Source organism: Micromonospora sp. CPCC 206061 (genome assembly GCF_036906915.1).
In the GTDB taxonomy this organism is placed as follows: domain Bacteria; phylum Actinomycetota; class Actinomycetes; order Mycobacteriales; family Micromonosporaceae; genus Phytohabitans.
In genome coordinates this window covers 1-12,475 of record NZ_JBAKHX010000045.1, presented here as the reverse complement: position 1 = coordinate 12,475, position 12,475 = coordinate 1, and the positions used below count along the sequence as shown (strand labels likewise).

Genomic DNA, 12,475 nt, shown 5'->3' with positions numbered 1-12,475 from the left:
CGTCCGGCGTTACCAGGTTGTGCGTTGGACGACATCCCCAACTTCGAAGATCGCTACTGACTCGCCGGTAACGTCGCGGACGCCAACGACCTCATGCTGCCGGGAGCCGGCTAGAGCCAGCCTTGCTCGCGGGCGAGGGTGAGCGCCTCGGCGCGGTTGCGGGTGGCGGTCTTGCCGATCGCCGACGACAGGTAGTTGCGTACGGTGCTCGGTGACAGGTGCAGTCCGGTCGCGATGTCGGCGATCGTCGTGCCGCCGGCGGAGGCGGCCAACACTTGCCGTTCGCGGTCTGAGAGTGGGTTCGGGGTGGCGGACAGAGCCAGTGTCGCCAGGTGGGGGTTCACCACGATCTCGCCGGCGCGAGCCCGGCGGATCGACCTGGCGAGTTCTTCGACCGGATCGTCCTTGACCAGGAAACCCCTGGCTCCCGACTCGAGTGCCCGTCTCAGGTAGCCGGGTCGGCCGAACGTGGTCACGACGATGACGACGCACCCGGGCGCGGTGGCGGCCAGTTCGCCGATGATGTCGAGGCCACCCCGGCCGGGAAGTTCGATGTCGAGCAGGACGACATCGGGGGTGTACGCGCCGACGGCCGCGATGACCTCGTCGCCGCGGCCTACGGTGGCCACGACGCGCATGTCTTCCTCGAGGTTGAGCAGGGTCGCGAGCGCCGATCGCATCATGCCCTGGTCCTCGGCGATCAGGATGGTCGTCGGGGGCTGGGTCGTCATCGTCGTCCCGCCGCGGTTGGGGTGGGCACCGAGACGGCCAGCCGGAATCCGGATGTCGTGGCCGTCGCTGTCAGCACGCCACCGAGGTCTTCGACACGCTCCCGCAGTCCGTGAAGCCCGGAACCGTCCTGCCGGGAGCGGTCCTGCCCGGTGTCGCCTCGCCCGTCGTCGATGATCTCCACGTCGGCCGTGGCCGCCCCAGATGTCACGGTGATCCGGCATCGCCCGGCCGCGGCGTGCCGCAGCACGTTGGTCGTCGCCTCGCGGACCACCCACCCGAAGAGGGAGTCGATCTCGTCGGGCAGGTCGCCGTCCGGCCCGGTGATGTCCACCCGTACGTTGGCAGCGGTCAGAGCCGTACCCGCGTTGCGCAACTCCTGCGCCAGCCGGACCGTCCGGTATCCGGTGACAGCGGCGCGGACCTCGGTCAGGGCCTGCCGACCGATCGTTTCGACGTCGCTGGCGTGCGCGGCGGCGGCGGACGGGTCGCGCTCGGCGAGCCGCCGCACGGCCTGCGCCTTGACCACCATGACCGACAGGGTATGCCCGAGCAGGTCGTGCAGGTCACGGGAGAACCGCGACCGCTCCTCGTCGACCGCGAGGCGGGCCAGTCGCTGCCGGGTCCGGGTCAGCTCACCGACGACGCCGACCAGGTGGTGCACGAGGAAGGTGGCCGCCCCGGCGAAGTAGGTGGCGAACGCCAGCGCCAGGGCGGTGGCGACCGAGCGGTCCTCGACCCCGGCGGCGATGGCTCCGCTGACCGCCAGTGACCCGATCAAACCCAGCGCCCACCGCGGCCGGACGGCCGTGGCGACGGCGATGGCCAGGAGCGGGAACAGGAACTGCCGGTCCACCCGCCAGATCACCAGGTACGCCGTGCACAGTGCGCCGAGGAGCAGCAGCGCCAGCTCGGCGGGCCCTCGGCCGCGGTCGACCGGGCCCCAGGGCAGCCGGACGGTCACGGCGTATACCAGGCCCACGACCAGCAGCGCGCCGGTTCGAGCGAGCTGGCGGTCGACCAGTGAACCGGCGAGCGGGGCGGCCAGCAGCAGTGGGGCCCAGACCAGCGGGAACCAGGGGCCGGAATGGCGTGTGATCCACGCTGTCCACGGCTGCTGTTCGACGCAGTCCGTCGTCTCGTCGTCGGCTCTCATCATCCTGTCACCGCCCCGGCCGGGCGAGGCCGACGATCAGCGTCATCCCCACCACCATATGCATGGCCAACAACGTGGCGAGCACCCCGCCCGTGGCACCCGTGCCGACCGGACCCAGCAACGACAGCGTGAGCACGGCCCAGGCCGTGATCCGCCATGCCCGGCGACCGCCGCGGAACCGCGCCGCCAGGAACGCTAGCAATGCCCAGGCGGCTCCGCCGGCCAGCAGGGACACCACCGCGACAGCGCCCGGCCCGACGGACTGCCGCGACGGCCCAGAGCCGACCACGAGCTCGACCCCAGCGACCGGCACGCTCAGCACCCACACGATCAGCGCCGCGCCTGCGGCGGCCGCGATCGTCGCCCAAGGCCGGAGCCAGTTGGAGCGTGAGGTCATTGTCTGCGTCATGATGTGTCCCTTCTCGTGACTAGTGACGGATTTCGCGGCGGTCGTCGAGCCGCGACCGCACCCAGGCGGTGAACGCCACGACGCCGTCGATGACGGCCTCGAACCGGGGGGAGCGGAACAGATCGAAGGCCTGCTGGCCGCCGGGGAGCTCGGCGTACACGACCGGATTCGTCGACATACTCCGCAGCCGGGTGGCCAGCAGCCGGGCCTCGGCCACCGGCACGAGGGTGTCGCGGTCGCCGTGCGCCATGAAGATCGGCGGTGCCTGCGTTGCCGGGTACGCGAACGGGGTCGACGGGATCTCCTCGCCGGCGTCTCTTCCGTAGTAGCGACCGTAGTATCCGTACAGCGAGACCACGGCCGTGACCGACGTGTCGGCGCCCCTCGAAGCCGGGCTGCAACGGGATCGGCGCGAACAGGTCCCGGCCGGATGGAAGCCGGCGCACTGGCAACTCGTTGTATGCCAACCCGAGCCGATAGCTCACAGCACCGAACGGGCCCCGCCAGCGCGGCGCGAGCAGCGCGAACGCCACACAGATGCCCGTGACTACCACTGCCGTGACGTATCCGATGAACACCGGCGCTCCCTTCCTCGACCCTCAGCGGACGTCATCCACGCTAGGAGCCGGCGTGTGCGCGGGAGCAGGCCACAACTTCCCGTCATCGGTAGGACATTCGTCCCACGCAGCACGGGAGGCGGGTAACTCCTGCCGGGCTCGTTGGCGGGGAGACCGTGCGGTGACAGAATCGGCCGGTGGTGAGCAGCGACGCACCGTCGTCGGGAGTTCCGCTCGTCGTCGGCAAGATCAGCGTGCCGCCGCGTCGGGCCGGCACCGTGTCGCGACGCCGGCTGACCGACGTCCTCGGCGAGGGCACGCCGCTCGTGGTGGTGGTCGCGTCGGCCGGCTGGGGAAAGACGACGCTGCTCACCGACTGGGCGCACACGGTGGCGGGCGAAGGCGGTACCGCCGTAGCGTGGCTGACCCTCGATGAGGCGGACGACGAGCCGTCCCGGTTCTGGACCTATCTGGTTTCGGCCATCCGGATGGCCGATGGCACACTGGGCGAAGCGGCATTGGCCGCGCTGCGGGTGCCGGAGGTGGACCCGCTGGAGGTGGCGGTACCCGCCCTTCTCAATGATCTGGCGACGCGGCCGGGTCGCCTCGCCGTCGTCGTCGACGACCTGCACGTCATCCGGGATCGGTGGATCCACGAGGGCCTGGAGTTCCTGCTCGCCTACCTGCCGCCGGGCGCACGACTGATCCTCGCCGGCCGGTCCGACCCGCCGCTTCCGCTGGCCCGCTTGCGCGCGCGTGGAGAGTTGACCGAGATCAGAGCCGCCGACCTGCGGTTCACCGCCGACGAGGCGCGCCCACTGGTCGCCGCCGTCAGCCGCCGCGGCCCGCAGCGAAACGAGCTGCCGGAGGACGTGGTCGAGGAGGTGGTCACCCGCACGGAGGGCTGGGCGGCGGGTCTCAAGCTGGTGGCGCTGGCCCTGCGCGGCGCGCCCGGCCGGCCCCCGGACCCAGCCGGGCCGGTGGACGATGACCGGCATGTGGTCGACTACCTCACCGCGGAGGTGATCGAGGGCTTGGCGCCCGAACAGCGCGACTTCCTGCTGCGTACCTCGGTGCTGGACCGGCTGGCGGGCCCGCTCTGCGACTTCATGCTTGAGCGGCGCGACTCGGTGCGGATCCTCGCCGAGCTGGAACGCGCCGACCTGTTCCTGGTGACGCTGGACACCCGGCGGACGTGGTACCGGTACCACCGGCTGTTCCGCGAGGCGCTGGTGCGGGAGTTGCGCGCCACCCGCGCGAGCGAGGAACCGGCGCTGCTGCGGCGGGCGGCGTCGTGGCACCGGTCGGCGGGCGATCGGGAGGGTGCGTTCCGTTGCCTGGTCGCGGCGGGAGACCCGGTGGCCGCAGGTGAGTTACTCGCCGACAGCGACGACGATTTCCTGGCGCGGGGCGCGCTCGGGACCCTTCTGCGACTGGCCGACGCTTTGCCGCCGGAGGTCGTCCGAGCCAGCCCCAAGCTCGGCATCGCCATCGCGGCCGCGGCTGCCTTCACAGGCCGGCTCGACCGCGTCGCGCCAATGCTGGACGCCGTCGATTCGACGCTGACCGACGACTCTCCGCCCCCGGCCGGCTGGCACTCGGCACGCGCCGCCGCCGCCACGCTACGAACCGTCTACGTCAACCCCGGCGAGGACGCCGCGCAAACGCTCGGCCTGGCGCGGCGAGCGGTGGCACTCGAGTCCGACCCCACCCGGCAGGGCTGGGTAATCTCCCGGGTCGCGCTGGGCAGCGTTCTCAGCGGCATGGACCACGACGACGAGGCCGCCCAACTGCTCGGCGACGCCGTCGGCCGGGCGACCGCTGTCGATCTCCCCACGTTCAGCCGACTACAGGCCACTGGACTGCTCGCCGTGTCGAAGTTCAAGAGCGGCAAGGTCGAGGAGGTCCGGCGGCTGCTGCGCACCGCCCTGCCCGAGGCGGCCCGGATGGAGGACGCCCTCGGCGTTGCTGCCGCGCCGGCGATCGCGTACCTGCGCCTTGCCGAAGGATTCCTCCTGCACCTCGACGGCGACGTCCCGGGCGCCCGCGCCGTCCTCGCCCGCGCCGCGGACCTGGCCGTGGCCACCGGCCACCCGAGCCAGTCGGTGCGGGCGCTCACCGCGCGGGCCGAAGCGGAACTCGCCGGCGGCGACCGCCGGGCTGCCGCCGCGGCCCTGTCCGAAGCCGACGAGATCATGCGCGCCGAGCCGGTGCTGCCCGGTGTGGCGGCGGCGCTGCGTTCCGCCCAGGCTCGCATCGGCCGGGGTGCGGTGGCCCTGGCGCGCCGGGACGGCGCGCTCGTCGAGCAGCTCACCGAGCGTGAGCTGACCATCCTGCGGGCCTTGCAGGGTCCGCTCAACCGGCGCGAGATCGGCGCGGAGCTCTACCTGTCGGTCAACACGATCAAGGGTTACACCAAGAGTCTCTACCGAAAGCTGGACGCGGACTCCCGCCCTGAGGCGGTCCGGCGCGGCCGTCAGCTGGGCTTGATCTGAGCCGTCCACCCCGGGTGGTTCTCCGCCGGGGTGGTGCGTCACCACCCCGGTGCGCGTGATGGTCGTCCTCGACGAAGAGGAGACCGAAATGACGTTGCGCTACCGGGTGGAGATCCGCGGCGCCCTGCCCGGCGGGCTCGCCAACGAGCTACGCCGCCGGTTCGGCGAATTCACCCACCACACCGAGAACGGCCGGACCGTACTGACCCACCTGGAACTGGACCAGGCCGCCCTGCGCGCCCTGCTCGACCAACTCTGGGACGCGCACAGCGAAATCCACCTGGTTACCACGATCGACGACGAAGTCACCCGGGAGCACTGATGATGTCCTGGCTTTGGCTCGCTCTCGGAGCGGCCCTGTTGCCCTTCACCTTGATGCAGACCACGATCCCGCTCGCGGCGTGGCTCGCGCCTCTCCTGCTGCTGCGGTTCAGCCGCACAGTCCGGGCCCGGTGGGCCGTGCCCGCACTCGCCCTAGTCGGCGCGCTCAGCACGTATGCGAGCCTCCGCAACGGCCTTATGCAGACCGACCAGATGCACCTCGCGACCGCCGCCGCCGGCGCCGTCCTGACCCCGATCCCGTACGTGATCGACCGGCTGCTCGCCGGCCGGCTCACCGGGATCGCCCGCACGCTGGTCTTCCCGATGGCCGACACGGCCCTGGCGTTCGTCTTCGGCACCGGCGACTTCGGCACGACCGGCCACGTCGCCGGCACGCAGGTGGGTAACCTCCCGCTGCTGCAGTCGGCCGCGGTCGGCGGGCAGTGGATCATCGGCCTGCTCATGGCCTGGACCGCCGCGGTGGTCAACGAGGTCTGGCAGCGGCGCACGACCGCGGGCGCCGGGCGGACGCTGCTCATCTTCGGCGCGGTGCTCGGCGCGGTGCTCGCCCTCGGCGGGGCTCGGATCGCCCTCGACCCGCCGGCCGCACCGACCGTGCGGATCACCGGACTGGCGCCGAACCGCGCCGCCAGCGACGCGTTCGCGAGCGCGAGGCAGGCACCGGGTCCCCGCTCCGCGGCGCAACGCGCCGAGCTGCGCGAGCGGTATTTCGCGCCGCTGCTGGACGACCTGGTCGCCCGCACTCACAGGGCCGCCCAGGCCGGTGCACGGATCGTCGTGTGGGCCGAGGCGTCGGCGTACGAGTTCGTCGAGGACAAGGAGGCGGTGCTCGAACGGGCCCGGTCGGTGGCCCGGAGCGAGGGCATTTACCTGCAGATCGGCGTGGTGTGGCTGCTGCCCAGGCAGCAGTATCCGCTCAACGAGATCCGGGCGATCATGTTCGACCCGAGCGGCGCCACCGTGTGGGACTACCTGAAGACCGTCGAGGTGTTCGACGACGGCAACCTGCTCGGCTCCGGCATCGTGCCCACCGTGGACACCCCGTACGGGCGGCTGGCGACGGTGATCTGCTTCGACGCGAGCTTCCCCAAGCTGGTCCGCCAGGCCGGTCGCGCCGACGTGGACATCCTGCTGGTGCCCTCCAGCGACTGGGAACCGGTGACCGACGCCCTCAACCAGCAGGTGGTGCTGCGCGCGGTCGAGAACGGGTTGAACCTGGTACGCACGGTGCGCAATGGCACCTCGCTGGCGGTGGACCACCAAGGCCGGATCCTCGGGCAGGACGCGAGCTGGTTCCGGACCGATCCGGTCACCACCGAGCACACGCTCACCGTGGCGGTGCCGGTCCGCGGGGCCAGGACGCCGTACGCGCTGTTCTTCGGCGACGTACTGGGCTGGCTGTCGATCGCCGGGCTCCTCTGGGCCGCGACGGTCGTCATCCTCCGCCGGCGGGCGGCCCGGACAGCTGCCCCGGCCCGGCCGGCCGACGACGAGCCGAAAGCCCGCACGCCGGCGCCGGCGCACTAACGGCCGGCTAGCCCGCGGTCCTCCATCACCAAGCCCACCCGCCGCCGCGGGTGGGCTTCGGTCGCGTTCCGATGGTACGGAAGGACTATGGACGGCGTTCACCGATGGGCCGCCCATGGGTGGTCGACCAGCTATGGGTCGGTCCTACATCTCGCCGCTCCGCTCGCCATCCGCGTGTCGGAAGCGGCTGACCGACGAGTCTCGGGACGCCAGCTCACCGAGCTCCGTCGCTGCGCGGTCGAGCACCGCCGACCAACCCAGCTGCGCCGCTTCGTTGCGTACGTGCTGCAGCTCGTCCTCGCCCACGGTCTCCTCCACGCGCACGAACGATCGCGCGCTGTGTCGGGCGATCTCCGGGCTGACGGCGGCAGCCCCGGGGATGGCGTCGGCAACGACCAGCAGCAGGGCCGCGGTTGACGGGCGGCCGGCCGAGGCGAGCAGCTCGGCCGCGTTGCGGGCGGTGGTCCATAGCTGGGTCGTCTGCCCGGTGCGCCGCCAGAACTCAATGAGGTAGGCGAAGCCGTTGGCCGCACCCGCCACGTCCCCGGTCCGTGCCTGTGCCGACGCCAGGGATACCCGGGCCACCCCCTCGATGAAGCTGCAGCCCACCGAGACGGCTTCCCGGATGGCGGCCGAGTAGCACGCGATCGCCTGCGCCGATGGCAGCAGCTCACCCTCGACGTAGGCGACGAAGGCGCGGTGCGATCCGCACCGGGAGGTCACCCGCGCCCGATCTAGCAGCGAACGAGCCGATGCACGGTCACCGTCGTACGCCGCGGCGAGCGCGGCGGAGCCGACGAAGGTCGCCTCGTCGGGGCTGGGTGTCGCGGCGGCCCGCAGCCAGCCGTCGCGAGCCGCGCCGAAGTCACCACGGAAGTGCGCGACAACCCCGAGGACACTCCAGCCGCGGATCTCGTCGCCCGCGTCGATCGCCTCGCGGGCGAGCCGTTCGGCCTCGTCCAGCTCGCCCGTGAGACGCGCGGCTTCCGCCGCGGCGGCGAGTATGGCCGGGCGCGAGGGGTGACCGACGATCGTCGAGTCGGCGGCGAGCTCCGTGCCCCAGGACCAGATTTCGGGTAGATCGCGCCACGTGGCCACCTGGTTCACGCCGAGCGTGATCGCCACCCGGTCGTCGAAGGACGCCAGGTCGCGCGCGGCGCGTAGATTGTCGAGCTCGGCCCGCAGCCTCCGATCGACGCGCGCCTCTTCCGCCCCCGGCATCTGGGTGCCGATCTCCTCGGCGACGACGCGGCACCGGGACACGAACCGTGCGGATGCCTCGTCGCGCTCGGCGAGGAGCTCGATCTCGTCCTGAAGGAAAGCGCGGACCGTGAACAGCAGCCGGAAGCGACCCGCGACCGCATCCGCGACCAGCAGCGACGCGTCCACGAGCCGGTGCAACAGGTCCACGGGGTCGTCGACCAGCCCGGCGCTCAGTGCTTCGACCGTGGCGACGTCCACTCCACCGGCGAAGGGTGCGATCGCGCGCAGGAGCCACTGCTCGTCGGGTGTGAGCAGGCGATACGACGAGGCGATCGTCGCCCGCAAGGTCCTCTGTCGCTGGGCCTCCGGGCCCTCGATCCCGGTCGCGAGGTCGAGGGCCCGGTCCAGGCGCGTGAGTACATCGCGCATCGGCATCAGTCCCACCTGTCTCGCTGCGAGCTCGATGCCGAGCGGCAGACCGTCGAGGCGTTGCAGGATCTCGACAAGATCGGCCGCTTCCTCGGCCGCCAGCTCGTAGGACGGCCGGCGCCGCCGAGCGTGCTCCACGAAGGCGCGCACGCTCGGCCTGCGACGCAACGCCTCGAGGTCAGCCGCATCACGAGGCACCGGGAGTGTCTGCAGCCGCACGACGTACTCCCCCGGCACCTGCAGCGTCACGCGTGAGGTGGCCAGCACGCGCACGCCCGGCGACGAGCGGCAGACGGCGACCACCAGATCGCGACAGGCTGCGGCGACGTGTTCACAGTTGTCCAGCAGGAGGAAGAGCGACCGGTCCGCCAGAGCGGCCGCGATGTCGGCCGGGTGGACCTCGCCGGTCATCCGCAGCCCGAGCGTGGAGGCCACCGCCTGGCAGACGTGTTCGGCCCGGTCGACCACGGCCAGCGGTACGACCACCGCCTCCTCGGCGTCGGCCGCGATGTCGAGCCCCAACCGGGTCTTGCCGACCCCGCCCGCGCCTGTGAGAACCACCACCGCGTGATCGGCGAGCAGTCGAAGCACCTCCTCGCGCTCGTGCTGTCGGCCGACCATCGGACCGCTCGGTCTGGCGACACGCGCGGCGACCGCGGGGCGCCCGAGGGATCCGGCCGCGACCCGCTTCTCCAGCTCGGCCAGTGCGGGCGTCGGGTCCAGCCCGGTCTCGTGGGCCAGCCGGCGGCGGAACGCCTGGGCCGCCGTCATCGCCTCCGCTGCGCGGCCCTCGGCCGCCAGCGCGCGGATCTGTAGGAGCGTGGTCCGTTCACGCAGCGGCGCGGCCGTTGCCGCGGCCACAGCGTCCACGGCGACATGCTCGCCTGTGGCCAGGCGTCGCTCCAGGAACTCGTCGACCAGCTCCAGCTTCAGCTCGCCGAGTCGGACCGATTCACTCTCCAGCTCGGGCAGCGAGCGGAACTCCTCCAAGGCGGGCCCGCGCCACAGCGACAGCGCCGCCCCGGGATCGTCGGGAGCGAGGCGTCGTACGGCATCGACATCGAGCTCCCACGGCTCCAGGTGGAGGCGGTAGCCGTTGGCTCGCCGTTCCAGCCGCCCCGCCAGCGAACCGAGGTGACCGCGCACACGGGAGATGTGGTTGTAGAGCGCATGCACCGCGTTGTCGGGCGGGTCGTCGGGCCACAACGCTTCGATCAGCCGCTGGACCCCCACCGTCCGCCCGGCCTCGAGAGCGAGCAGCACCAGCAGGGCTCGCCGCCGGCTGCCGGGGACGTCGACGGTTCGGCCCTCGACCATGACGGCAAGCGGACCGAGGAGGTCAACGCGTAGCGGGAGCCGGGATCGGTCCATTTCCCGCACTTTGCCGCAGCGCGGGCGCGGAGTCACGCGTTTTGCAGCGGCGCGGCGAAGGCTTCGTGTGACACCCAGGTCCGGAAGCGATCCAGCCCCACCGCCTCGACCAGGCCGCCGGTCTGTGACCACTGGCGGAGCAGTGCCTCGACCTTGCGGTCCAAGAGCTCGCCGTCAAGCTCCAGCAGCAGCGCGAGCTCATCGTCAGCGCACACCCGTGGACGACCGAGTTCGAAGACGTTGAAGTTCTCGTCCAGGTCCGCGTCGAGCGGCTGGGACCGCGCGACCGGATGCAGCAGCAGCGGTGTCTCGCGGGCGCCGCGGATGGCAAGGTCGGTCCACCCGTTCACCGCCCGGTGGTCGGGGTGGCCCGTGAAGCCGTCCTGGCCGAAGGTGACCACCGTGTCGGGCCGGACGTCATCGAGCAGGCGGCCCAGCCGGGTTGCGGCCTCAGCCGGGTCGACCGTGGCGCAGGCGCCATCGTCGTACTCCAGCCAGTGGTGCTCGGTCACTCCGAGCACCGTCAGGGCTGCCTCCAACTCGGTGCTGCGCACGCCTGGGTCGCCGCCGTCAGCGCCGCGGGTAGCCGTCACGCACACGACACGGCGACCGGCGTCCGTCAGCGCCGCCGACAACCCGCCGGCCAGATAGGTCTCGTCGTCCGGATGAGCCCAAATCATCAGGACCGTTCCCAGGTGTTCCATGGCCACGAGGATCCCGGCGACACCTGTCACGGCGCTGTCACCGCAAGGACAGGGCCGTGGGATCGGGCTCCTCCACACTCGTCGACAGCGCAACCTGGCGCCCCGACGAAAGGCAACAACGCATCATGACTGCACAGCTCGACGCACCCGTCCTGGACTCCGGCAGGCTCGAGGAGTTCGCCGGCAAGGTCGCCGGCGACCAGGCGGCAGCGTACAACGCGATCCTTGTCTACCTCGGCGACCGGCTGGGGATCTGGCGATCACTCGCGACGCTCGGCACGACCACCGTGGCCCAGCTCGCCGAGCACGCCGGCGTCGCTCCGCGATACCTCCAGGAGTGGCTGGCGGCCCAGGCCGCCAACGGCTACGTGACCTACAACGCCGCCGGGAACACGTTCACCCTCTCGCCCGAGGCGGCCTCCTGCCTAGCCGAGGAGGAGAGTCCCACTGCGCTGATGTCCGGTTTCGAGCTCATCGCCGCGGTGTGGGCCGCCAGCGACAAGCTTGCGAACGTCTACACGACCGGCGAGGGGCTCGGCTGGCACGAGCACGACCCCCGCCTGTTCACCGCCGTCGCTCGCTTCTACGGAACGATGTACCGCAACTCGATGCTCAGCGAGTGGTTCTCCGCGGTGGACGGTTTGATCGAGCAGCTTGAGACCGGCATCCGCGTCCTCGACGTCGGCTGCGGTCTGGGCGTCCCGACCATCCTCTTGGCGGAGGCGTTCCCGAACTCCACGTTCATCGGCTTCGACTACCACGAGGACTCGATCCGGCAGGCCGTCGCTGCGGCGGCGGAGGCCGGTGTCTCCGACCGCGTGGAGTTCTTCGTCGGTGACGCGACATCGTATGGCGGCACGTACGACCTCATCCTGTTCTTCGACGCGGTTCACGACTTCGGCGACCCCGTCGCCGCCCTCGCGCACGCCCGGAGCGTGCTGGCGCCTGGTGGCCGGGTCGTGGCGATCGAGCCGTATGCCGAGGACATGCTCGAGGCGAATCTGGCCAACCCGATCGCCGCCGTGTTCTACGTCGGCAGTTCGGCGCTGTGCGTCCCACACAGCGTCTCCGACGGCGGCGCGGCGTTCGGCGCCCAAGCCGGCCCAGCCCGTCTCACCAACGCGTTCCGGGACGCCGGCTTCACCTCCGCGCGCGTCGCCGCGTCGACGATGACCAACCTGGTCATCGAGGCCCGCGCCTGAGCGCGGGCAGACTCACCACCACATCACCGGCTGAGCAACCGCATCCCAACACCGGTTGATGAGCAACCGTAGGCCTCGTTCCGGGTCGAGCATCGTGACGTGACCCAGCCGCGCCCGTCGGCGGTGCGGTGGTCATCGTACGCCTTCGACCTGACGCGGTCGTCGTCGTGTTCGGACGGGAGGCGGCAGAGGCGCCGCCTCCCGTGGCAGGGTGGAGGATCTTGTTCGGGTGGCGTGGCCGTCAACCGCAAACACGGTTACGCCGCTCCTCTGAACTTACTCAAATGTCGTTGCGACACGAGGTCGCACTTTGCGAGTGGACTCGCAGTTAGGAGGACCGGCGTGATGTCG

Annotated in this window: 10 protein-coding genes; 4 read left to right on the top strand and 6 right to left on the bottom strand. The window is 71.4% G+C overall.

The features are described from left to right. Positions 1-110 precede the first annotated feature (110 nt). The 4 genes from V6V89_RS26035 to V6V89_RS26020 are packed head-to-tail and all read right to left on the bottom strand — an operon-like array spanning position 111 to position 2,652. Positions 111-731 carry a response regulator transcription factor gene (locus V6V89_RS26035; RefSeq protein ID WP_334621976.1) on the bottom strand — a complete coding sequence of 207 codons (621 nt, stop codon included), beginning with the start codon at positions 729-731 and terminating at the stop codon, positions 111-113. Then, positions 728-1,888, bottom strand: a complete 1,161-nt coding sequence (locus V6V89_RS26030) for a sensor histidine kinase (protein ID WP_334621974.1) — start codon at positions 1,886-1,888, stop codon at positions 728-730. Before V6V89_RS26030 ends, V6V89_RS26035 begins: the two co-directional genes overlap by 4 nt. Before the next feature lie 4 nt (positions 1,889-1,892). After that, positions 1,893-2,294 (bottom strand): DUF6069 family protein, encoded by a 402-nt coding sequence (locus V6V89_RS26025; RefSeq protein ID WP_334621973.1) that lies wholly within the window; start codon positions 2,292-2,294, stop codon positions 1,893-1,895. Positions 2,295-2,313: 19 nt separating this feature from the next. Continuing rightward, positions 2,314-2,652, bottom strand: a complete 339-nt coding sequence (locus V6V89_RS26020) for a hypothetical protein (RefSeq protein ID WP_334621972.1) — start codon at positions 2,650-2,652, stop codon at positions 2,314-2,316. Between the two features lie 396 nt (positions 2,653-3,048). On the opposite strand from V6V89_RS26020, the gene V6V89_RS26015 reads away from it, so the two are divergent. From V6V89_RS26015 to V6V89_RS26005, 3 genes are read left to right on the top strand one after another with little or no spacing between them, the layout of a single operon-like run. Further along, on the top strand, positions 3,049-5,346 hold the full coding sequence (locus V6V89_RS26015) for a helix-turn-helix transcriptional regulator (RefSeq protein ID WP_334621971.1): 2,298 nt from the start codon (positions 3,049-3,051) through the stop codon (positions 5,344-5,346). Positions 5,347-5,404: 58 nt separating this feature from the next. Further along, on the top strand, positions 5,405-5,668 hold the full coding sequence (locus V6V89_RS26010; protein WP_334621970.1) for a hypothetical protein: 264 nt from the start codon (positions 5,405-5,407) through the stop codon (positions 5,666-5,668). Further along, positions 5,668-7,215, top strand: a complete 1,548-nt coding sequence (locus V6V89_RS26005; protein WP_334621969.1) for a nitrilase-related carbon-nitrogen hydrolase — start codon at positions 5,668-5,670, stop codon at positions 7,213-7,215. Before V6V89_RS26010 ends, V6V89_RS26005 begins: the two co-directional genes overlap by 1 nt. Before the next feature lie 144 nt (positions 7,216-7,359). On the opposite strand, the gene V6V89_RS26000 is transcribed toward V6V89_RS26005, so the two are convergent. Next, complete coding sequence (locus tag V6V89_RS26000) at positions 7,360-10,164, bottom strand: BTAD domain-containing putative transcriptional regulator (protein ID WP_334621967.1); 2,805 nt, start codon at positions 10,162-10,164, stop codon at positions 7,360-7,362. An 86-nt stretch (positions 10,165-10,250) separates the two neighbouring features. Then, complete coding sequence (locus V6V89_RS25995) at positions 10,251-10,922, bottom strand: PIG-L deacetylase family protein (protein WP_334621966.1); 672 nt, start codon at positions 10,920-10,922, stop codon at positions 10,251-10,253. 125 nt (positions 10,923-11,047) lie between these two features. Between V6V89_RS25995 and V6V89_RS25990 the strand changes: the two genes are divergently transcribed. Continuing rightward, entirely contained in the window at positions 11,048-12,124 is a 1,077-nt protein-coding gene (locus V6V89_RS25990) for a class I SAM-dependent methyltransferase (protein ID WP_334621965.1), read from the top strand. The last annotated feature ends 351 nt before the right edge of the window (positions 12,125-12,475 follow it).